This window comes from Pseudomonas sp. UBA6315 (assembly GCF_002438125.1).
Classification (GTDB): Bacteria; Pseudomonadota; Gammaproteobacteria; order Pseudomonadales; family Pseudomonadaceae; genus Aquipseudomonas; species Aquipseudomonas faucium.
In genome coordinates this window covers 27,848-49,434 of record NZ_DJTF01000059.1, presented here as the reverse complement: position 1 = coordinate 49,434, position 21,587 = coordinate 27,848, and the positions used below count along the sequence as shown (strand labels likewise).

Sequence of the window (21,587 nt, the reverse complement as noted above, 5' to 3'; positions counted from 1 at the left end):
AAGGCGTGCGCATCTACACCATTGGCATCGGCGCCAACCCCGAGGCCAGCGGCACCCCGGGCCTGCTCGGGCTGAACCCGAGCCTGGACCTGGACGAAGCGTCGCTCAAGGAAATCGCCGACATCACCCACGGCGCCTACTTCCGCGCCCACGACGGCGCCGAACTGGACGCCATCGGCGACACCCTCGACCAGCTCGAACCGGTCGCCCAGCAGCCGACCCAGGCGCGTACCGCCAAAGCCCTGTACGCCTGGCCCTTGGCCCTGGCGCTGCTGCTCAGCGTGCTGCTGGTGGCCGCCGTGCAGTGGCCGGACAACCTGCTGCAACGCGCGCTGCGCCGGCCGCGCTTCCTGCAGCCGCACCCGCAATGGCGCGAGCGCCTCAAACGGCTACGCCTGAGGAAGCGCCGATGATCGACCTCTGGCCACAATGGCTGCGCCCCCTCTGGCTGCTTGCCGTGCCGCTGCTCGCCTGGCTGCTGTTCAAGCTGTGGCACCGGCGCAAACGGGCCGGGCGCTGGCAGATGATCCTGCCGGCGGCCTTCCACCCGGTGCTGCTCGGTGGCGGCAGTGGCAGCAACAGCAAGCTACCCTGGGTAGCCCTGGGCCTGGCCTGGCTGCTGGTGGTGCTGGCCCTGCTCGGGCCGAGCTGGCAGCGCCTGGAAGAAACCCGCCAGCGCCCGGCCGACCCGCTGGTGATCCTGCTCGAGCTGACCCCGCAGATGCTTGCCGAGGACGTTGCCCCCAACCGCCTGGAACAGGCCCGGCGCAAGATCCTCGACCTGCTCGAACACCGTAGCGAAAGCCAGACCGCCCTGGTCGTCTATGCCGGCAGCGCCCATACCCTGGTGCCGCTGTCCGACGACCTGGGCACCACGCGCAACCTGCTCGAAGCGATTGACCCCTCGATCATGCCGCAGCCCGGCCAACGCGCCGACCTTGCCGTGCAAAAGGGCCTGGCGCTGCTGGCCCAGAGCGGGCTGGGCCAGGGCCGCCTGCTGCTGATCGGCTCGGAGCTGAGCGCGCCGGAGCGCCAAGGTATTGTCCAGGCCCTCGGCCGCCAGGGGCCAAGCCTGCTGATGCTGGGCATCGGCAGTGCCGAAGGCGCACCGGTGCGCCAAGCCAATGGCGAATTCCTCAAGGACCCGCAAGGCGGCATTCTGGTGCCGCGCCTGGACAGCCCGGGGCTCAAGGCCTTCATCAGCGGCACGGGCGGTCGCTACCGCCATGCCCGTATCGACGACCTCGACCTGCGCGGCCTGGGCCTGTTCGACAACCCGCGCAGCCTGCGCAACGACGGCCACAACGTGCAGCTCGACAGCTGGGCCGACCAGGGTTACTGGCTGCTGATCCCCCTGCTGCTGCTGGCGGCCTGCGCCGGCCGGCGGGGCTGGCTGTTCTGCCTGCCACTGCTGCTGGCGCTGCCGCAGCCCAGCCAGGCGTTCGAGCTCAACGACCTGTGGCTGCGCCCCGACCAGCAGGGCCAGCGCCTGCTCGAGCGCAATCGCCCAGCCGACGCCGCACGCCACTTCCAGGACCCGCAATGGCTGGGCATGGCTCTGTACCAGGCCGGTGACTACGCCGGCGCCGCCAAGGCATTTGCCCAGGGCAACAGCGCCGAGGCCCACTACAATCGTGGCAATGCCCTGGCCCGTGACGGCGAGCTGGAAGCGGCCCTGGACGCCTACGAACAGGCCCTGGAGCGCCAGCCTGACCTGCAGCCGGCCCTGGCCAACCAGGCGCTGGTGCAGCAGTTGCTGCAGCAGCGCGAGGCGCAAGCCGAGGAACAACCGACCAACAGCGATGCCCAAGGCACGCCCGGCAGCGAAACCGAGGGCAACAGCAGCTCGGCCAGCAGCCCGGCCCAGGGCACACCCGGTCAAGAGCAACAGGCCAGCGCCGAACAACCCGGCGAAGGCAACAACGACAGCCAGGCAAGCCCCGGCAACCAGGCAGGCGACGACGACAGCGTGACCCAGCCGCCCCAGCGGCCGGTCTCGACCAGCCTCGATGCCGAACAACGCCAGGCCCTGGAACAATGGCTGCGGGAGATCCCGGACAACCCGGCCGAGCTGCTGCGGCGCAAATTCTGGTATGAACAGCAATTGCATCAGGAAACCCCACGATGAGTCGCCTCGGCGTCTTGCTTCTCAGCCTGCTGTGGGCCGCCCTCGCCCAGGCCGAACCGACCCTGCAGGCCAGCGTCGACCGCTCCCGCCTGGAAGCGGGCGAAACCCTGGAACTGACCCTGGAAAGCCAGGACGTCACCCAGTTCGGCAAGCCCGACCTGCGCGCGCTGGAAGGTGACTTCGAGGTGCGCGGCACACGCCAGCTCAACAGCCTGCACACCCTCGACGGTGAAACCCGCGCCAGCACCCGCTGGATCATCACCCTGCTGCCACGGCGCAGCGGCACCCTGCGCATCCCTGAGCTGCAGCTGGGCCAGTCGCACAGCCAGGCCATCGAGCTGCAGGTGCTGCAGGCCGATGCCAACCGCCAGGACAGCGCCTCGCAGGTGTTCGTCGAAGCCACCCTGGACAGCAATGAGGTGTACGTCCAGGCCCAGGCCGTGCTGACCCTGCGCATCTACCATTCGGTGTCGCTGTACGACGACAGCAGCCTCAGCCCGCTGCAGCTGGAGAACGCCAAGGTCGAGCCACTGGGCGAGTCGCGCACCTATGAAAAGGAAATCAACGGCGTGCGCCATGGGGTGATCGAGACCCGCTACGCGCTGTATCCACAGCAAAGCGGCAGCCTGGGAATCCCGCCCCTGACCTTCACCGCCACCGCCGCCGACAACCCTCAGCCGTCCGCCGGCAGTGGCCGGCAGACCGGCCGCCAGGTGCAGGTCAGCTCGCTGCCGCTGCGCCTGGCGGTGCGCCCCATCCCCGCCGACTGGCCGGCCGGCGCGCCCTGGCTGCCGGCGCGCAGCCTGACCCTCGAAGAACACTGGAGCCCCGACCCGAGCACCCAGCAACCGCAGATCGGCGACTCCCTGACCCGCAGCATCACCCTGCGCGCCAAGGGCCTGTCGAGCACCCAGCTGCCGCAGTTGCCGGCCACCGAGATCGTCGGCCTGCGCCGCTACCCGGACCAGCCGCTGCTGCGCAACGAAATCAGCGAGCGCGGCATGACCGCCAACCGCGAGGAGCGCGAGGCGCTGGTGCCGACCCACAGCGGCAAGCTGGCCCTGCCGGCGCTGGAAGTCACCTGGTGGAACACCCGCGAAGACCACCTGGAACACAGCAGCCTGCCCGCGCGTACCCTGGACGTGCTGGACAACCCGGCCCTGAGCGCGGAATCCCCCGCCGACGACAGCGCCGGCGTCAGCCACCTGCTCTGGCCCTGGCAGCTGGCCACCCTGCTGTTCGCCCTGACCACCGCGCTCGGCTTCGCGCTGTGGTGGCGCGCCCGCTCGCAACCGGCCGTACTGCGCGCCGCGCAGAATGGCCCAAGCCCCCGCACTCTGCTCGACGACCTCAAGCGTGCCTGCCTGGCCAACGACCCGCAGGCCACCCGCCAGGCGCTGGATGCCTGGGCGCGCCAGCAGCCGGAAACCCTGGCCGAGATGGCGGCGCGCTTCGTGCCGCTGTCCGATGCGCTGGATGGGTTGAACGGGGCGCTGTACAGCGAGAGTGGGCAGTTTTGGCAGGGCGAGGATCTGTGGCGAGCGATCGGCACCATTCCACCGGCAGAGCAGGTGCTGTTGCCGGCGGGTGAGAGTGGCAGCTTGCCGCCGCTTTATCCCAAGTAACGCACTGCCTGTTCGAGCCTGATCGCCGGCGATCGGGCCCGGGCAAACTGCACAACCTCCAGGGTTGGGTTACCATACCCGCCTTCGCGAAGCCCACCCTTCAAGTCAAGCCCTGCGCTTGCCTGACTCGACACCAACAGGTCATCCATGCGTCTGTTTCACACCTCCGACTGGCACCTGGGCCAAAGCCTGCACGGCCAGGAACGCGACTTCGAACACGCCTGCTTCCTCGACTGGCTGCTCGGCCAGCTGCGCCTGCGCCAGCCTGATGCGCTGTTGATCGCAGGCGACATCTTCGACACCGTCAACCCGCCGGTCAAAGCCCAGGAGCGGCTCTACGACTTCATCGTCCAGGCCCACGAGCAACTGCCGAAACTGGACATCGTGATGATCGCCGGCAACCACGACTCCGGCTCGCGCATCGAACTGCCCGCAGCGCTCATGCGCCGCCTGCGCACCCACGCGCTGGGCCGGGTGCACTGGCTCGACGAAGGCCAGCTGGACGCCGAACGCCTGCTGATCCCGCTGACTAACGGGCGCGGCAAGGTCGCGGCCTGGTGCCTGGCCCTGCCCTTCCTGCGCCCGGCCGAGGTCACCGGCCCACAGCTGGGCGACGACTACCTGCAAGGCATCACCCAGGTGCACCAGCAACTGATCGGCGCCGCGCAAAAAAAGCGCAAGAAGGACCAGGCACTGATCGCCATCAGCCATGCGCACATGGCCGGGGGCGCGGTGTCGGAGGACTCCGAGCGCAGCCTGATCATCGGCAATGCCGAAGCATTGCCGGCCAAGCTGTTCGACAAAGACATCAGCTACGTCGCCCTGGGCCACCTGCACAAGCCGCAGAAGGTCAACCGCGAAGCGCGCATCCGCTACAGCGGCTCGCCGATTCCGCTGTCGTTCGCCGAAATCAACTACCCGCACCAGGTGCTGGAAGTTGAACTGCAAGGCAGCGAGCTGCTCAGCGTCGAAGCGCGCCCGGTGCCCCGCGCCGTGGCCCTGCAGCGCCTCGGCCCGGCGCCGTTGGGCGAGCTGCTCGTAGCGCTTGCCGAGCTGCCGGTGATCGACCTGCTGGAAGACCCCAACCGGCAACCCTGGCTGGAGGTGCGCGTGCAACTGGACGAACCGCAACCGGACCTGCGCCAGCAGATCGAGACGGCCCTGCAAGGCAAGGCGGTGCGGCTGGTGCGCATCAGCGCCGAGTACGCCGGCCGTGGCGGCCAGGACGATGACGAGCAGGCCTTCGTCGAACTGTCGCAGATGACCCCGCAGGACCTGTTCAGCCGCGCCTGGGAGCAGGCCTACGGCAACCCCGCCGACGAGCAGGCCCTGGCCGACTTCGCCCTGCTGCTGCAGGACGCCCAGCAGCAAGAGGAGCAGCCATGAAGATTCTCGCCATCCGCCTGAAGAACCTGGCATCCCTGGCCGGCCCGGTCGATATCGACTTCACCGCAGAGCCCCTGGCCAGCGCCGGCCTGTTCGCCATCACCGGGCCCACCGGCGCCGGCAAGAGCACCCTGCTCGACGCCCTGTGCCTGGCCCTGTTCGGCACCGTGCCGCGGCTCAATGACATCGGCCGCGAAGCCAAGGTACCGGACGCCGACGGCGACATCCCCACCTACGACCCGCGCAACCTGCTGCGCCGCGGCACCGGCAGCGGCTTTGCCGAGGTCGATTTCGTCGGCATCGATGGCCATCGCTACCGGGCGCGCTGGGAAGCCAACCGCGCCCGCGACAAGGCCAATGGCAAGCTGCAGAACAGCCGCCAGAGCCTCTATGACCTGGACAGCGAACAGTTGCTGGGCAGCGGCAAGCAGGAATACAAGCAGCTGGTCGAGGCGCGCCTGGGCCTCAACTTCGAGCAGTTCACCCGCGCGGTGATGCTGGCCCAGAGCGAATTCGGCGCTTTCCTCAAGGCCGACGACCGGGAGCGCAGCGAGCTGCTGGAAAAGCTCACCAACACCGCCATCTACACCCGCCTGGGCCAGCGTGCCTTCAGCAAGGCGCGGGAAACCGGCGAGGCCCACAACGCCCTCAAGGAACGCGCCAGCCACCTGCTGCCGATGCCCGCCGAGGCGCGTGCCGAGCTCGACCAGCGCCTGGAGCAGGCGCTGGCGCAGTTCAAGGCCGACCAGGCCAACGAGCGCCAACTGGAACAGCAACGCAACTGGCTGAACGAGCAGTGCCAGTTGCAGGCCCAGCATGCCGAGGCCGGCCAGGCCCTGGCGGCAGCCGAGCAGAACTGGCAACAGCTGGCCGAACAGCGCCTGGACCTGCAGCGCCTGGAACGCCTGGCACCCCAGCGCCACCAGTTCCATCGTCAGCAGCTGCTGAGCGCGCAACTGGCCCCCTTGGCCGCGACCATCAGCGAACAGCAGCGCCAGCAAACCGAGCTGCAGGCACGTACCGGCGAACTGGAGCAGGCGCTGGAGGCGGCGCGCCAGGCACTCGTTCAACACCAGGCCGAACACGGCGAACAGGCCCCGCGCGTGCGCCAGGCCTTCGCCGCCCAGGACAGCCTGGTGCGCCTGGCGCAAGAGCAGCAAGCGCAACACAGCGCCAGCGCGCAGGCCGACCAGCAGGTGGTCGACGGCCAGCAGCAACTGCAGCAACTCGAAGAACACCAGCAGCGCAGCCTGCAGCAGCTCGCCCAGATCGACAGCGCCCTGGCCGACAGCCAGCACCTGGAAGGCCTGGCCAATGCCTGGCAGGCCTACCTGCCGCAACTCAAGCAGGTGATGCTCACCGGCGGGCGCCTGGCCAAAGGCCGCGAAGAGCTGCCCGGCTTGCAGGCCCAGGCCAGCCAGGCCAATGCCAAACTGCAGGCCGAGCGCGACGCCTTCGAGCTGTTGTTCCAGGAAGCCGGGGCCGAGCCCCAGGCCCTGGCCGAGCAGATCGACCTGCTCGGCAACATGCTGCAGGACAACCGCAAGCAACAGCGTGCCGTCGAGGAGCTGTCGCGCCTGCATGGCCGTGAACTGGAATTGCGCCAGCAGTTCGAGGCCCTGCGCCAGCGCCAGCAACAGGCCATGCAGCAGCGCCAGCAGCTGATTGGCGAAGGCACCGCGGCCAAGGCGGACCTGGAAGCCGCCGAGCAGGCGCTGAACCTGACCCGCCAGTTGCTGGCGCGCCAGCGCCTGGCGCGCAACACCAGCGTCGAGGAACTGCGCGCCCAGCTGCATGACGGCGAGCCGTGCCCGGTGTGCGGCAGTGCCGAACACCCGTTCCACCAGCCTGATGCCCTGCTGCAGAGCCTGGGCCGCCATGACCAGGCCGAAGAAGATGCCGCGCAAAAGCAGGTGGAGGCGCTCAACAACAGGTTGGTGGACCTGCGCACCCAGCTCGGCGTGGTCAACGCCCAGCTCAAGGACTACCAGCAGCAACAGGCCCAGCTCGGCGAGCAGCTGCAGCCGGTTCAGGCCCAGGTGCAGGCCCACGCCCTGTGGCCGGCCCTCGCGGCCCAGGATGACCCGGCGCGCAGCGCCTGGCTCGACAGCCAGCTGCGCCGGCTCTTGGCTGAAATCAGCCAGGACGAGCAGCGCCAGAGCGCCCTGCTCACCCTGCAAAAGGACGCCGCCCGCCTCACCCAGCAGTTGCAGGCGGCGCAGCACGCCCAGCAGCAGGCGCAGCAGCAGCTCGATCACCAGCACCAGGCGCTGGCCAACGATGAGCAGCAACTGCAGCAAGGGCTCAACGACCTCGCCAACGTTCTGCCCCAGGATGTGCTCAAGGCCCTGAGCGACGACCCGGCCCACGCCTTCCTCGCCCTCGACCAGCAGATCGCCCAGCGCTTACAGCAGCTGGAGCAACGCAAGGACGAGCAGCAGGAACAGCAGGCGCGCCAGGTACAGCTGGACAAGCTGCGCGACCAGCAGCAGGTACGCCTGCAGGCGCAACAGCACCTGCAGCAGCAACTCGCCGCGCTGCAACAACAGCACCAGCAGGCCCGCACGGCGCTCGACGAACTGCTTGGCCAGCACAGCAGCGCCGAGGCCTGGCAACAGCACCTGGACACGCAGCTCGAGCAAGCCCGCGCCCTCGATGCCGACACCGCCCAGCGCCTGCAGGACCTGCGTACCCAAGGCGTGCAGCTGGCCAGCGAGCTGAAGGCCAACACCCAGCAGCAACAGGCCCTGGACAGCGAATGCCAGCAGTTGCAGGGCGAAATCGCCCAGTGGCGCGCAGCGCACCCGGAGCTGGACGACGCCGGCCTCGACCGCCTGCTGGCGATGGACGATGCCCAGCTCAATGCGTTGCGCCAGTGCCTGCAAGGCGCCGACCGGGCCATCGAACAAGGCCGGGTGTTGCTGCAAGAGCGCGAGCAGCGCCTGCAGCAGCACACCGCCCAGATGGCCGTGGAAACCTCGGCCGAAGGCCTGGAGCAGGCCCTCGGCGCGTTGCGCGAGCGCCTGGCCGGCCATGAACACCAGTGCGCCGAGCTGCGCGCCCAGCAGGCCGACGACCAGCGCCGCCAGCAGGCGCACCAGGCGCTGGCCGGCGAAATCGAGCAGGCGTACCAGCAATGGCAGCGCTGGGCACGCCTGAATGCCCTGATCGGCTCGGCCTCCGGCGATGTCTTCCGCAAGATCGCCCAGGGCTACAACCTCGACCTGCTGCTGCACCACGCCAACGCGCAACTGCGCCAGCTGGCACGCCGCTACCGCCTCAAGCGCGGCGGCAGTGCCCTGGGGCTGCTGGTGATGGACACCGAAATGGGCGACGAACTGCGCTCGGTGCACTCGCTGTCCGGTGGCGAGACCTTCCTGGTGTCGCTGGCGCTAGCCTTGGGCCTGGCGTCGATGGCATCGAGCACCTTGCGCATCGAATCGCTGTTCATCGACGAAGGCTTCGGCAGCCTCGACCCCGAGTCGCTGCAGCTGGCCATGGACGCCCTCGACGGCCTGCAGGCACAGGGGCGCAAGGTTGCGGTGATCTCCCACGTGCAGGAGATGCACGAGCGCATCCCGGTGCAGATCCAGGTCCGCCGCCAGGGCAATGGCTTGAGTGATGTGCAGGTGTGCGGGTGATTCTGTACTCGTTCCGCCGCTGCCCCTGGGCCATGCGCGCGCGCCTGGCGCTGCGCTATGCCGGGTGCGCGGTGCAGATCTGCGAAGTGGCGATGAAGAACAAGCCAGCCGAGTTGCTGGCCGTGTCGCCCAAGGGCACGGTGCCGGTGCTTGACACCGGCGCCGGGGTGCTGGAGGAAAGCCTGGACATCATGCGCTGGGCACTGCAGCAGCACGACCCGGATGACTGGCGCCTGCAGGCCGACCCCGCTGCCGCGCAGCAGGCCGAGGCACTGATTGCGCGCAACGACACGGCGTTCAAGGCGCAGGTGAACCTGTACAAGTATGCCGAGCGCTACCCTGAGCATTCACGCGAGCAGTATCGCCAGCAGGCCGAGCCTTGGCTGGCGACGCTGGAACAACTGCTCGAAGGCCGGCCTTACCTGCTGGCCGACCACCCAAGCCTGGCCGATGCCGCGTTGCTGCCCCTGATGCGCCAGTTTGCCGGGGTCGAACCGCAGTGGTTCGCCGAGGCAGCTTATCCGCGGCTGCGGAGCTGGCTGGAGGGGTGGTTGGCATCGGAGCTGTTCAAGGGCGTGATGGCGCGCTGAACGCTGTTTGCCGCCTTGGCCCTATCGCCGGCAAGCCGGCTCCCACAGGCACTCCACAGGCTTTGAGCATTGTGCTGTAGCTGTGGGAGCCGGCTTGCCGGCGATAGGGTCATGGCAGGCTTCAATGGCTGTGCTTGGCACTCAGCGCCGCATGGTAATGGGCGCTCTGGCGCAGGTACTGCTCGGTGTAGCTATGGGTGCCGGACGCCTTGGGGCTGGTGTCGGCATGGGCATGGGCCGGCAGCACCACGGAGGCGGAAATGGCGGATGCGGCAATGACCGGGAAGAGATTGAAGTTCATCTGGGCAGACCTCGACGGCGGTGGTTTGACGTGAGCCCCTGTGGGCCTTGGTTCAAACTTACGCCGCTGAGCGCGCCTGCAGAAATTCATTGCGCTGCTAAGGATTATCACGCGTATCGATAGTCACTCGATGAACTTCAGGTCCGATGGGGCGGCCTGGTCCATCGTCTGCACCGTCTCGCCCAGCTTGCCGCTGCGCGGGTCGCGGCGGATGACCACGATCTGGTTGCTCTTCTGGTTGGCCACCAGGAGGAAGTTGTCACTCGGGTCCAGGGCGAACTCGCGCGGGTGGTCGCCCTCCACCGTGCGCCGCTGCAGGAAGGCGAGCCGGCCATCGTCCTTGCCCACGCTGAACACCACGATCTCGTTGGCCGTGCCGCGGTTGCTGACATACAGGAAACGCCCATCGGCCGACAGGTGCAGGCCGCCGGCGGCCTTGGCAGCGGCATCCTGCTGGTCGGTCAGGGGCAGGCGCTGGCGTTCGAGCAAGGCATCGTTCTCGACATCGAACATCACCACTTCAGCGTTCATTTCCAAGGTCAGGTAGGCATGCCGGCCCTTGGCGTCGAACAGCAGATGGCGCGGCCCGCTGCCAGGCGGCAGGTCCACCGCTGCAGGGATTGCCGGGGTCAGCGGGTGGTCGGCGCTGGCGCCGTCGTAACGGTAGATGAACACCTTGTCGGCGCCCAGGTCGCAGGCATAGACGTGCTGGCCGTCCGGCGACAGCACCAGCGAATGCACATGGGCGCCGGCCTGGCGCTCGGGGTTCACGCCACTGGGCTTGTGCCGCAACTGCTGCACCACGTCCTTGAGCTTGCCGTCCTTGGCCACCGGGATCACCACCAGGCTGCCACCGGGGTTGGGCGCGACCGAATAGTTGGCGACGAACAGGTAGCGCTGGTCGCGGCTGAGGCTGGCGTGGGTCGGCTCGTCGCCGCGGGTGGCGACCTGGTTGAGCGGCTTGATCTGGCCGTTGCTGGCGACGCTGAAACTGCTGGCATGGCCTTGCACGCTTTCATTGACCACGAACAGCTGGCGCTGATCGGCCGAAAGCACCAGCCACGACGGGCTGACGCTCTTGACCACTTGCTGCGGCGCAGGGTCGATATGCCCGCTCTTGCTGTCGAACGCGTAACGGTAGATGCCCTGGCTGGCGCCATCGGTGTAACTGCCGACCAGCAGCGTGGCGGCGTTGGCAGTGAGGGTCAGGCTCATCAGGCTAGCGGTCAGCAGGCTCGTCCAGATCCGGTTCATCGTCGTCTTCATCCGGGGCGCGAAAGGCACTCATACAGACTAGACGATGCTCGCCCTGGGAATCGCCCACTTGCCATTCTTCACCTGCGCCGGTGGCGGCGGCGACTTGCTCGGGGGTGAACGACCAGCGGCGCAGCTGGCGGCCATCCATGCATTCGACCGTGAGGCCGGTTTCGTCGTAGGTGAAGTCGAAGGCGTGCAGGCCATCGATCAGGAGCATGTCGCAGGATGCGAGGGCGGTGGCGAGGGAAGACATGGAAGTACTCATCTTGAATGAGCCGGCATTATAGCCTTGGGGCTGCTCTGCGGCCCAATCGCTGGCAAGCCAGCTCCCACAGATACAGCACTATGTTCAGGCTTGTGCGGTACCTGTGGGAGCTGGCTTGCCAGCGATTGGGCCGCAAAGCGGCCCCTGACCCCTCAATGGGCGAAGATCGAGCCCCCTTCCTTGCCCACCATCTTCTCGGGCTTGATCAAAAACCGCGCCAGTGCCGGCAGCAGCCACAGGGCGCCAAACATGTTCCACAGCAGCATGAAGGTCAGCATCAGCCCCATGTCGGCCTGGAACTTGATCGCCGAAAAGATCCAGGTGCACACCCCGATGGCCAGGCACAGGCCGGTGAACAGCACCGCCTTGCCGGTGGAACGCAGGGTTTCGTAGTACGCCTCCTGCAACGGCAGGCCGGCACGCAGGAAGCTTTCCAGGCGGCTGTAGATGTAGATGCCGTAGTCCACACCAATGCCCACGCCCAGCGCCACCACCGGCAGGGTGGCGACCTTCACGCCGATGCCCATGAACGCCATCAGCGCGTTGCCCAGCACCGAGGTCAGGACCAGCGGCAGCACGATGCACAAGGTGGCGGCGAAGGAGCGGAAGGTAATCAGGCACATCACCGCCACGCAGATGTAAACCAGCACCAGGATGGTCAGCTCGGCCGACTTGATCACCTCGTTGGTGGCCGCCTCGATCCCGGCATTACCGGCCGCCAGGAGGAACTGCAGGCCGTCCTTGTTGTGGCTGTCGGCGAACGCCTTGGCCACCTGGGTGACCCGCTCCAGGGTTTCGGCCTTGTGGTCGTTGAGGAACACCAGCACCGGCGCCAGCGAGCAGTCGCCGTTGTACAGGCCGTCGGCGCGGGCGATGGAGTTGTTGAGCACATCCGGGTTGCGCGACAGGGTTTCCCACTTCAGGTTGCCCTCGTTCATGCCCTTGATCACCTGCTTGGACACGGTGACCAGGGAAATCGCCGACTGCACCCCCGGGGTGTTCTCCATGGTCCACATCAGCTCGTCGATCGGCGCCATGGTGGAATGGATCGAACAGCTTTCCGCCGGCGTCTTGACCATGATCACCAGCACATCGGAGCTGGTGGAGTAGTTGCTGATGATGAAGTTGTTGTCCTGGTTGTAGCGCGAATCGGGGCGCAGCTCCGGTGCGCCCTGGTCGAGGTCGCCGATCTTCAGGTTCTGGCTGTACCACAGGCCGCCACCGAACATCACCAGTGCCAGGATGACCGACACCGGCGCCACCTTGGCGCTGGCGAAGTTCGACAGCAGGCGCCAGAACGGGTGCTCGCGGGTGGCGTCCTTCTTGCTGCGCTCGACGGCCTTCTTGCTGATGCCGACATAGGAAATCGCCACCGGCAGCAGAATCAGGTTGGTGAAGACGATCACCGCCACGCCGATCGAGGCGCCGATGGCCAGCTCGCGGATCACGCCGATGTCGATGATCAGCAGGGTGATGAAGCCCACCGCGTCGGCGAGGATGGCGATCATCCCCGGCAGGAACAGTTGGCGGAAGGTGCGCCGGGCGGCGGTCAGGGCGTTGTCGGCGCCACTGGACTGCAAGGCGATGCCGTTGATCTTCTGCACCCCGTGGGAAATGCCGATGGCGAAGATCAGGAACGGCACCAGCATCGAGTAAGGGTCCAGGCCGAAGCCCACGGCATGCATCAGGCCCAGCTGCCAGACCACCGCCACCAGGGTGGTGATGAGCACGGCGATGGTGCTGCGGATGCACCAGGTGAACCAGTACAGCAGGATCCAGGTGATGACCAGGGCCACGCCGAAGAACATCGCCACCATCACCAGGCCGTCGATCAGGTCGCCGACTTTCTTGGCGAAGCCGACGATGTGAACCTTCACGTTGGGGTTCTGCGCCTGGAACTTGTCGCGGATCTGCGCTTCGAGCTGGTGCGAGAACTTCTGGTAGTCGAGCTTGACCTGCATGCCCGGGTCCTGTGGGTCGGGGAAGCTCTCCAGCAACGGGATATCGACGATGCTGGACTTGAAGTTGTTGCCCACCAGGCGCCCGACCTGGCCGGACTTGAGGACGTTGTCGCGCAGGGTGTCGAGGCTTTCGGCCGAGCCGTTGTAGGTATTGGGGATCACCTCGCCGCCGGAGAAGCCCTCCTCGGTCACCTCGCTCCAGCGCACGCTGGGGCTCCACAGCGACTTGAGCCCGGCGCGGTCGACGCCTGGGATGTAGAACACCTCGTCATGGATCTGGCGCAGCGTCTCCATGTAGTTTTTGTCGAAGATATCGCCGTTGACCGCCTCGACCGAGATGCGCACGGTGTTGCCCAGGTTGGCCAGGTCGTTACGGTGCTCCATCATCTGCTCGATGAAGGGGTGCTGCAGCGGGATCATCTTCTCGAAACTGGTCGAAGGGCGGATCTGCGTGGCCTGCCAGAACAGGAAAATGCTCACCAGCAGGCACAGGCCAATGACCACCGGGCGGTTGTTGAAGATCAGGCGCTCGAGCAAGGTGGCCTTGTCCTGGTGGTGCGGGTGCATGGTAATGCTCTCCCTGCTGGTCATGGACGCGGCTCCTTGTTGGCTTGGTCGGCACCTTCGGCGGTGGCCACATGCACGCCACCCTGCCCCACCAGCAACAGGCCGCCATCGGCCAGGCCACTGACCCCGGCCAGGGCGATGCGGTCGCTGCGGTTGTAGACACTGAACGTCTGCCCATCGTCATGGCTGCGCAGCACGCTGCCGCCATTGCCGACCAATACCAGGCTGCCATCCTCCAGAAGCGTAGCGCTTGCCAGGCCGAATTCGAGGTTGCCGCGGGCGGCCTTGAGCTCGATGGGCTGCCAGCTGTCGCCGAAATCGGTGGAGCGGAACAGGTTACCGCGCAGGCCGTAGGCCAGCAGCGTGTGGGCACTGGCGGTGCCGATCACACCGAACAGCGAGCCCTCGTAGGGGCCTTCGAGCCTGGCCCAGGTCTGGCCGTTGTCACTGGAGCGGTACATGCTGCCCTGCTCGCCGACGATGAACAGCCCGGCGTCCTTGACCACGGCGATGCCGTTGAGGTGGAACTGGTCGGGGTTGTCCAGGCGCTCGCCGACGTCTTGCCAGTGCTGGCCGCCATCGGTGGTTTCCAGCATCGCGCCATAGGCACCGACGGCAAAGCCGTGGTGGGCATCGAGGAAGGCGATATCGAGCAACGGCGCTTCACGGGAGAGGTCTTCGAACTGCTTGGTCCAGGTGGCGCCACCGTCGTTGCTGGTGAGCACCTGGGCGTCGTGGCCGACCGCCCAGCCGCGCTTGTCGTCGAGGAAGAACACGGCGGTGAGCAGTTGCCGGGTGGGTACCCGGGCCTGAGTCCAGGTCTTGCCCTGGTCGTCGGAGAACAGGATGTGGCCGCGATCGCCCACCACCACCAGGCGTGAGCCGGCATGGGCGGCTGCGATCAGCAGGCTCTGGCTGGCCCTGGCCGATTCGCTGGAGTATTCGTCGGCGCCCGCCGCTTGCGCGGTGTCTGCCCAGATGCCCAGCGCCAGCGCCAGCATCGCGCCGGCCGCCAATGGCCAGGCGCTGCGCCTGGCCTGCGTCGTTACCCGCTCCCTCATGACCGCCCCCTGTTTGTTCTTGTTAGTGGGTCTGTGCCTTGCAGGTATTGCGAAAAGCTCGTGGTAGAGGCCTGCAATAGCTTGTGGCCATCGTATCGGGGGGGATTGAGAGATTACAACGCACGCTGCGTTATGTTTTGTTAACCAATAAAAAGCTTCGCGGGGCAAGCCCGCTCCCACAGGGCCTGCACTGCTCTCTTGAGCGGTGACGATCCTGTGGGAGCGGGCTTGCCCCGCGAAAGGGCCAGCTCAGGCTAAGCAGAACTCAAGCCAGGCTCTTGCTCACCACTTCATACACATCGCTGGACAGCGCCCCAGACGCCAGAATCCGCTCCAGCTCCGCTTTCATCAGCGCCTGGCGCGCAGCGTCGTACTTGCGCCAGCGCGTCAAAGGCGCCAACTGCCGCGAGGCAATCTGCGGGTTCAGTGCATTGAGCTCGATCACCAGGTCCGCCAGGAAGCGATACCCCGAGCCATCGGCCGCATGGAAGTTGACCAGGTTCTGCCCGGCAAACGCGCCAACCAACGCCCGCACCTTGTTCGGGTTCTTCAAGGTGAACGCCGGGTGCTGCATCAGCGCCTTGACCCGCGCCAGCCCGCCCGGCAAGGCGCTGGCGGCCTGCACGCTGAACCACTGGTCCATCACCAGCGGGTTGTCCTTGAAGTGCTCGGCAAAGCTTTCCAGCGCCTTGGCGCGTTCGGCTTCGAACGGCGAGTTGACCAGCACCGCCAGCGCCGTCAGGCGCTCGGTCATGTTGTCGCACTGGTCGAACTGCTCCAGGGTCGCTTGCAGCACCTGCGCCTTGCCGCTGAGCATCAGGTACGACAGGGCGATGTTCTGCAGGCTGCGGCGGGCGAAGTGCTCGGCGGCGGCCACGTAGGCGGTGTTGCGCGACACCTCGCGGTTGGCCTGGTAGCGCGCCCACAGGGCATCGAACAGTTGCTCGGCGATCTGCCGGCGGGCGAACTCGCGGGCGGCGTGGATGGCATCGACATCCGCCACCTGGCTGATCTCGGTGAGGTAGGCCTCGCCCGGCAGCGACAGCATCTCGGCCACCATGGCCGCGTCCAGCGCCTCATTGGCCAGCACGGTGCCGAGGGCAGTGATCAGGCGCGGGTCGAGCTTCAGCGCTTCACCGCGCTGGTGCTGGCCGATCAGCTCCTGCAGCACCTGCACCGACAACTGCTGCCCCGCTTCCCAGCGGTTGAAGCCGTCGCTGTCGTGCTGCATGAGGAACATCAGCTGGTCGCGGTCGTAGGGGAAGCTCAGCTTCACCGGCGCGCTGAAACCGCGCAGCAGCGACGGCAGCGGCTTGGCACCGATGCCTTCGAAGGTGAAGGTCTGCTCGGCCTCGGTCACCGACAGCACGCGGCTGCTGCCGGCAGCGGCCGATTCACCCACCAGGCGCAGCGGCAGGTCGTTGCCCTGGGCGTCCAGCAGGCCCAGCTCCACCGGGATCACGAACGGCAGCTTCTCGGCCTTGTCCGGGGTCGGCGGGCAGCTCTGGCGGAAGGTCAGGCTGTAGGTCTGCGCGGCGCTGTCGTAGGCCTCGCTGACTTTCAGGCGCGGCGTGCCGGCCTGGCTGTACCAGCGCTTGAACTGGGCCAGGTCGACGCCGTTGGCATCTTCCATGGCCTTGATGAAGTCATCGGTGGTCACCGCCTGGCCATCGTGGCGCTCGAAGTACAGGTCGCTGCCCTTGCGGAAGCCCTCGGCCCCCAGCAGGGTGCGGACCATGCGCACCACTTCGGCGCCTTTTTCATACACGGTCAGGGTGTAGAAGTTGGAGATCTCGATGAAGCTGTCCGGGCGCACCGGGTGGGCCATGGGGCCGGCGTCTTCGGCGAACTGGTGGGTACGCAGGTAGGCCACGTCCTCGATGCGCTTGACCGTGCGCGAGTTCATGTCGGCGCTGAACTCGGCGTCACGGAACACCGTGAAGCCTTCCTTGAGCGACAGCTGGAACCAGTCGCGGCAGGTCACGCGGTTGCCCGACCAGTTGTGGAAGTACTCGTGGGCGACCACCCCTTCGACGCGCTGGTGGGCAGCATCGGTGGCGGTTTCGGCGCGGGCCAGCACGCAGCTCGAGTTGAAGATGTTCAGGCCCTTGTTTTCCATGGCGCCCATGTTGAAATCGTTGACCGCGACGATCATGAAGATGTCCAGGTCGTATTCACGGCCGTAGACCTCTTCGTCCCAGCGCATGGACTTCTTCAGGCTGACCATGGCGTGGTCGCACTTGTCGATGTTCTCGGGCTCGACGTAGATGCGCAGGGTCACGTCGCGGCCGGACTGGCGCACGAACTTGTCTTCCACGCACCAGAGGTCACCGGCCACCAGCGCGAACAGGTAGGCCGGCTTCATGAACGGGTCTTCCCAGGTCGCCCAGTGGCGGCCGTCTTCGGCCGGGCCGCTGCCGATCGGGTTGCCGTTGCTCAACAGCACCGGGTAGCGATGCTGCTCGGCGATCACCGTGGTGGTGAAGGTGCTCATCACATCCGGGCGGTCGAGGTAGTAGGTGATCTTGCGAAAACCCTCGGCCTCGCACTGGGTGCAGAACATCTTGCCGGACTTGTACAGGCCTTCCAGCGCGGTGTTGCTTTCCGGGTGGATCTTCACGCTGGTGTCGAGGGTGAAGCGCTCGGCTTTGGGCTGCACGGTCAGGCTGTCAGCTTCGAGCTGGTAGTCGCTGGCCTGCAGCTCGGCATCGTCCAGCGAAGCGCGCAGCAGCTCCAGCGCCTGGCCATCGAGCACCAATGGCGGCAGGCCGGCACCGCGTGCCGGGTTGCGGCGCATGACCAGTTGCGCATGGACCAGGGTGTGGTCCTCGAACAGCTCGAAGGTCAGGTGCGTCTCGTCGATCAGGTACTCGGGCGCCTGGTAGTCCTTGAGGTAGATCACTCGCGGTTGTTCGGTACGCATGTGCAGGTCCTTTTTACTGGAGTACGGCCAACTGGTAGGCCGTGTACTTGCGAATGTTGATCACGCCGGTGTCGAAGATCAGGTACTGGCCCTTGATGCCCAGCAGCGTGCCTTCCACCACCGGGTCCTTGTCGAGGTTGAAGCTGACGATCTTCTTCGGGTAGGCCTCGACCGGGTATTTCATCTGCACCACTTCGGCGTCCGGCAGCGGCTGGATCGCCTGCAGGCCAAAGCGCCCCTGCAGCTCGCGCAGGCGCTCGGCGCAGGCGTCGAAGATCTGTTCGCGAATGGCCACCAGGTCGAGCACTTCGGCGTCGCCCTTGAGCAGTGCGCGCCAGTTGGTGCGGTCCGGCACCTGGCTGCGCAGCACGTCTTCGACCAGGCCCGATTGCTGGCGGGTGGCCACGCGCATGATCGGCAGCGCCTGGCTGGCACCCTGGTCGAGCCAGCGGGTGGGCAGCTGGGTGGCGCGGGTGATGCCGACCTTGATCCCCGACGAGTTGGCCAGGTAGACCACATGGTCGGTCATGCAGAACTGTTCGCCCCAGGACGGTTCGCGGCAGGTGCCGGCGTCGTAGTGGCATCTTTCCGGGGCCATGATGCACACGTCGCACTGGGCCAGCTTGGTCATGCACGGGTAGCAGTAACCCTGGCTGAAGCTGGTCTTGGTGCGCTTGCCGCAATGGCTGCAGTGGATGGCGCCAAGGTACTCCAGGCGCAGGCGCTGGCCGATCATGGGGTTGACCGGCACCTGGGTGTCATCCAGGCGCAAGTTGTACTGCACCAGCGGCGCCTGCAGGCTGACCGCCATCTTGCTCAAAGAGCCACGAGCGAGTTCGATCAATGTACCGAGTCCGACTTGAACAGGATGTTGGCAATCGGTGCGGACTTCGAGGCGCACTCCTGCGGGCCCATGTAACCGGTGCGCTGGTCTTCGGGCAGGTTCTTCATCTCCCAGGCGATCACCGCCTGCAGCGACAGCTCTTTCTGCTCGGCGGTGAGCTTGCGGCCATCGGACCATTTGCCGATTTCCACCGCCGTTTTCAGGCTCTGGTAGATTTCCGGGGTGATGTTTTCGATCATTTGCGTGAACGTGGACATAGCGTCTCCTAAATCAAGCGGACAGTTTACGCCGGGCCAGCGCCCCGCCCAAGAGGCCCGTCAGGCATCCGATGAGCAGCCCGCCGACGTGGGCGGCGTTGGCGATCTGGCCGAAGCCGAGCTGGCCGACCACACCGGTCAGGCAGATGACCAGCCAGACCAGCATCATCACCAGCACGCCCTTGGGCAGGCTGAACAAACGGTTGGGCGCCAGCCACTGGTACAGCCAGACGTGGCCGAGCAGGCCGTACAGCACGCCGGACAGGCCGCCGAACAGGCTCGGCCCGCTGGTGTAGTGCTGGGCCAGGTTCGACACCAGGCTGAACAGCAAGGTCAGGCCCAGCAGCATCCAGGGGCCCTGGCGCAGTTCGATGCGCTTGCCCAGCTCCCAGTACCACAGGCCGTTCATGGCCAGGTGCAGCACGCCGAAATGCAGCAGCATCGGCGACACCAGGCGCCACCACTGGCCTTCGGCCAGGCTCTGGGCCAGCGGGGTGAAGTGCAGGTATTCGCCCTGGACGCGGAAGTCGAGGAAGGTGAACCAGCTGATGGTGGCGAGGTTGTCGCCCAGGCTGGTGAGGCCGGCGACGACCAGGCAGAGCACCAGGATGAAGGCGGTGACCTTGCAGGCTTTTGCCTGCTCGGCCAGGGTCGGGCCTTGGGCCGGCAAGCCGGCTGCCACAGAGGGCGCAGCGGCTTCGATGTCGGCATTGCCGTCGGGGTAGCGCTGGTACAGCTGGAGCACATCGGCCACCAGGGTGTCCGGGGCCCAGAGCACCTGGACCTCGCCCTCTTCACTGACCCGGTGGGGCACCTGCAGGCGCTGCAGCAGGTGGACGAAGCCGCTGAGGTCAACCGACAGCGGCAGGCGCATCACTTCGACGATATTCATTGGCTGGCCTGTGGGCGGTCAACGTCGACCCAGACGAACTTGTGCGGGTCGATACGGGTTTCATCATCCAGCCGATAGGCCGCCAGCTTGCCGTACAGCACCGCGCTGTAGTCGAGGCAGGCCAGGTTGCCACGAATCGGCGCCGGTCGGCCGCTACGCCAGTAATGGCCGACGAACAGCAGCGGCTCGTCCTCGGCATAGCGTAGCAAGGCATTCTTCTCGGTGTGGCTCAGGGGCGTGCGCGCCACATCGTCCGGCAGCGCATCGGGCTGGAAGACGATGTCGCCATAGGTTTGCGGGTCTTCTTCCCAGAACTTGGTGCGGAAGAAGGCGCGGGTCAGGCCGTCGCCGCCGGTCAGCGTCAAGCCGTCCGGCAGGCGCATGTCGGTGCCGCGCAGCAAGCGGTTGCACACGGTGGCGGCGAAGCTGCCGGGCACTGCCGAGGCCTGGATGAAATGCTCATCGATGCGCCCGTCGGGGTACTGCTGGCGCAACGGCGCGATCAGCCGAGGGTCCCAGCAGGCATGCACCAGGCGGAAACGCCCGGCGTCGACGAACAGCGGCATGTCGTAGAACCACTGGAGGAAATCGTGCCAGTCGCCTGGGTGATGGGCGAACTGGGTCAGGGTTTCGTCGATCAGCCGGGCATGGCGCGGGGTGTGCTCGCGCACGAAGGCCTTGCCGCTGCCGGGCAGCGCCGGGGTGACCCAGCCCAGGGCGTTGTATTCGTGGTTGCCCATGATGCAGAACGCCTGGCCGGCCTCGACCATGTCGTGGACGATGTGCAGCGCCTCGCGGATGCGCGGGCCGCGGTCGACGATGTCGCCGAGGAACAGCGCCTGGCGCCGCGGGTGGCGCCACACGCCGCCGACACGCTTGTAGCCGAGGGCGTCGAGCAGGCGTTCGAGGGTCAGTGCACAGCCATGCACGTCGCCGATGATGTCGAAACTTCGCGCCGGATCGAGCATCAGTCGTCCCTGCCTCCCAGGCGGCTGCCCCAGCCGAGCTTGGTGCGGCAAACCTCGTAGTAATTGTGGTCGAGCGGGTGGATCAGGCGCAGCTTCTGCGGCTTCTTGCTCACCGTGATGGTGTCGCCGGGGGCGCAGGTGAAGTGGTTCTGGCCGTCGCAGGACACTTGCGGGTAGATCTGCAGGTCCTTGGACACCACGATCTTCAGCTCGCTGTTGCCGTCGACCACGATCGGCCGGCCCGACAGGGTGTGCGGGTACATCGGCACGATGACGATGGCGTCGAGCTTGGGATGCATGATCGGGCCGCCCGCCGACAGCGCGTAGGCGGTGGAGCCGGTCGGGGTGGCGACGATCAGGCCGTCGGCCTTCTGGCTGCAGACGAACTGGCCGTCGATGTAGATCTCGAACTCGATCATCCGCGTCGACTTGCCCGGGTGCAGGACCACGTCGTTGAGCGCATCGCCCTGGCCGATGGCCTCGTTGTGGCGGCGCACCTCGGCCTGCAGCAGGAAGCGGTTTTCCACCAGGTAGTGGCCGTCGAGCACCTCGGCGACTTTTTCTTCCAGCTCGTCGGGGCGGATGTCGGTGAGAAAGCCCAGGTTGCCGCGGTTGATGCCGAGCACCGGGATGTTGTGCCGCGCCAGGGCGCGAGCGGCGCCCAGCAGGCTGCCGTCGCCGCCGACGACGATGACCAGGTCGCAGACCTCGCCCAGCAGCTTGCGCGTGGAGGTCTGCAGGCCGTGGCCGGGCAGCACTTCGGCGATGGTGTCCTCGAGGATCACGTGCAGGTGGCGATCGAGGAGGAATTTTTTCAGTCGGCGAATGGTGTCGAGCACCTGGGAGCTGCCAAGGCGGCCGATGATACCGATATTGCGAAATTGCTCCATGGGGCTCCTGGGAGGCTCTGCGGCGGGGTGA

General features: G+C 66.7%; 16 protein-coding genes and 1 pseudogene. 6 read left to right on the top strand and 11 right to left on the bottom strand.

The features are described from left to right. From B3E94_RS07260 to B3E94_RS07235, 6 genes and pseudogenes are all read left to right on the top strand, one after another. Positions 1-413: pseudogene (locus B3E94_RS07260) on the top strand (BatB protein); the annotation flags it as partial. Continuing rightward, positions 410-2,128, top strand: a complete 1,719-nt coding sequence (locus tag B3E94_RS07255; RefSeq protein ID WP_286912911.1) for a tetratricopeptide repeat protein — start codon at positions 410-412, stop codon at positions 2,126-2,128. The pseudogene B3E94_RS07260 and the gene B3E94_RS07255, both read left to right, overlap by 4 nt. Then, positions 2,125-3,753: a BatD family protein gene (locus tag B3E94_RS07250; RefSeq protein ID WP_286912910.1), complete on the top strand. Its 1,629-nt coding sequence runs from the start codon at positions 2,125-2,127 to the stop codon at positions 3,751-3,753. Before B3E94_RS07255 ends, B3E94_RS07250 begins: the two co-directional genes overlap by 4 nt. 147 nt (positions 3,754-3,900) lie before the next feature. Beyond that, positions 3,901-5,139: an exonuclease SbcCD subunit D C-terminal domain-containing protein gene (locus B3E94_RS07245; protein WP_286912909.1), complete on the top strand. Its 1,239-nt coding sequence runs from the start codon at positions 3,901-3,903 to the stop codon at positions 5,137-5,139. After that, positions 5,136-8,780, top strand: coding sequence for an AAA family ATPase (locus tag B3E94_RS07240; RefSeq protein WP_286912908.1), 3,645 nt, complete (start codon positions 5,136-5,138; stop codon positions 8,778-8,780). The genes B3E94_RS07245 and B3E94_RS07240 overlap by 4 nt, the downstream gene beginning before the upstream one ends. Next, positions 8,777-9,370 carry a glutathione S-transferase gene (locus tag B3E94_RS07235; RefSeq protein ID WP_176511861.1) on the top strand — a complete coding sequence of 198 codons (594 nt, stop codon included), beginning with the start codon at positions 8,777-8,779 and terminating at the stop codon, positions 9,368-9,370. The genes B3E94_RS07240 and B3E94_RS07235 overlap by 4 nt, the downstream gene beginning before the upstream one ends. Before the next feature lie 121 nt (positions 9,371-9,491). Here B3E94_RS07235 and B3E94_RS07230 read toward each other — a convergent pair whose 3' ends face one another. From B3E94_RS07230 to B3E94_RS07180, 11 genes are all read right to left on the bottom strand, one after another. After that, the gene (locus B3E94_RS07230; RefSeq protein ID WP_286912907.1) at positions 9,492-9,671 is read right to left on the bottom strand and encodes a hypothetical protein; all 180 of its coding nucleotides are present in this window, start codon (positions 9,669-9,671) and stop codon (positions 9,492-9,494) included. Between the two features lie 123 nt (positions 9,672-9,794). Continuing rightward, complete coding sequence (locus tag B3E94_RS07225) at positions 9,795-10,925, bottom strand: lactonase family protein (protein WP_286912906.1); 1,131 nt, start codon at positions 10,923-10,925, stop codon at positions 9,795-9,797. Then, positions 10,891-11,181 (bottom strand): DUF5629 family protein, encoded by a 291-nt coding sequence (locus B3E94_RS07220; RefSeq protein ID WP_176511864.1) that lies wholly within the window; start codon positions 11,179-11,181, stop codon positions 10,891-10,893. Before B3E94_RS07220 ends, B3E94_RS07225 begins: the two co-directional genes overlap by 35 nt. A 164-nt stretch (positions 11,182-11,345) precedes the next feature. Next, positions 11,346-13,721, bottom strand: coding sequence for an efflux RND transporter permease subunit (locus tag B3E94_RS07215; RefSeq protein WP_286912924.1), 2,376 nt, complete (start codon positions 13,719-13,721; stop codon positions 11,346-11,348). Positions 13,722-13,741: 20 nt separating this feature from the next. Continuing rightward, positions 13,742-14,782 (bottom strand): YCF48-related protein, encoded by a 1,041-nt coding sequence (locus tag B3E94_RS07210; RefSeq protein WP_286912905.1) that lies wholly within the window; start codon positions 14,780-14,782, stop codon positions 13,742-13,744. 265 nt (positions 14,783-15,047) lie between these two features. Then, positions 15,048-17,705, bottom strand: a complete 2,658-nt coding sequence (gene pepN / locus B3E94_RS07205) for an aminopeptidase N (RefSeq protein ID WP_286912904.1) — start codon at positions 17,703-17,705, stop codon at positions 15,048-15,050. Positions 17,706-17,718: 13 nt separating this feature from the next. Continuing rightward, complete coding sequence (locus B3E94_RS07200; protein WP_176512283.1) at positions 17,719-18,549, bottom strand: DUF2797 domain-containing protein; 831 nt, start codon at positions 18,547-18,549, stop codon at positions 17,719-17,721. Beyond that, complete coding sequence (locus B3E94_RS07195; protein WP_176512282.1) at positions 18,546-18,806, bottom strand: YeaC family protein; 261 nt, start codon at positions 18,804-18,806, stop codon at positions 18,546-18,548. The genes B3E94_RS07200 and B3E94_RS07195 overlap by 4 nt, the downstream gene beginning before the upstream one ends. 13 nt (positions 18,807-18,819) lie before the next feature. Continuing rightward, entirely contained in the window at positions 18,820-19,698 is an 879-nt protein-coding gene (locus tag B3E94_RS07190; protein ID WP_176512281.1) for a rhomboid family intramembrane serine protease, read from the bottom strand. Continuing rightward, positions 19,695-20,669, bottom strand: a complete 975-nt coding sequence (locus B3E94_RS07185) for a metallophosphoesterase (protein WP_176512287.1) — start codon at positions 20,667-20,669, stop codon at positions 19,695-19,697. The genes B3E94_RS07190 and B3E94_RS07185 overlap by 4 nt, the downstream gene beginning before the upstream one ends. Beyond that, complete coding sequence (locus tag B3E94_RS07180; RefSeq protein WP_176512280.1) at positions 20,666-21,556, bottom strand: NAD(+) kinase; 891 nt, start codon at positions 21,554-21,556, stop codon at positions 20,666-20,668. The genes B3E94_RS07185 and B3E94_RS07180 overlap by 4 nt, the downstream gene beginning before the upstream one ends. Positions 21,557-21,587: the final 31 nt, after the last annotated feature.

Bases quoted from the DNA above. Each gene is read 5' to 3' on its own strand.
- B3E94_RS07255 (WP_286912911.1), top strand. From the start codon at position 410: ATGATCGACCTCTGGCCACAATGGCTGCGCCCCCTCTGGCTGCTTGCC.
- B3E94_RS07250 (WP_286912910.1), top strand. From the start codon at position 2,125: ATGAGTCGCCTCGGCGTCTTGCTTCTCAGCCTGCTGTGGGCCGCCCTC.
- B3E94_RS07245 (WP_286912909.1), top strand. From the start codon at position 3,901: ATGCGTCTGTTTCACACCTCCGACTGGCACCTGGGCCAAAGCCTGCAC.
- B3E94_RS07240 (WP_286912908.1), top strand. From the start codon at position 5,136: ATGAAGATTCTCGCCATCCGCCTGAAGAACCTGGCATCCCTGGCCGGC.
- B3E94_RS07230 (WP_286912907.1), bottom strand. From the start codon at position 9,671: ATGAACTTCAATCTCTTCCCGGTCATTGCCGCATCCGCCATTTCCGCC.
- B3E94_RS07225 (WP_286912906.1), bottom strand. From the start codon at position 10,925: ATGAACCGGATCTGGACGAGCCTGCTGACCGCTAGCCTGATGAGCCTG.
- B3E94_RS07220 (WP_176511864.1), bottom strand. From the start codon at position 11,181: ATGTCTTCCCTCGCCACCGCCCTCGCATCCTGCGACATGCTCCTGATC.
- B3E94_RS07215 (WP_286912924.1), bottom strand. From the start codon at position 13,721: ATGCACCCGCACCACCAGGACAAGGCCACCTTGCTCGAGCGCCTGATC.
- B3E94_RS07210 (WP_286912905.1), bottom strand. From the start codon at position 14,782: ATGAGGGAGCGGGTAACGACGCAGGCCAGGCGCAGCGCCTGGCCATTG.
- pepN (WP_286912904.1), bottom strand. From the start codon at position 17,705: ATGCGTACCGAACAACCGCGAGTGATCTACCTCAAGGACTACCAGGCG.
- B3E94_RS07195 (WP_176512282.1), bottom strand. From the start codon at position 18,806: ATGTCCACGTTCACGCAAATGATCGAAAACATCACCCCGGAAATCTAC.
- B3E94_RS07190 (WP_176512281.1), bottom strand. From the start codon at position 19,698: ATGAATATCGTCGAAGTGATGCGCCTGCCGCTGTCGGTTGACCTCAGC.
- B3E94_RS07180 (WP_176512280.1), bottom strand. From the start codon at position 21,556: ATGGAGCAATTTCGCAATATCGGTATCATCGGCCGCCTTGGCAGCTCC.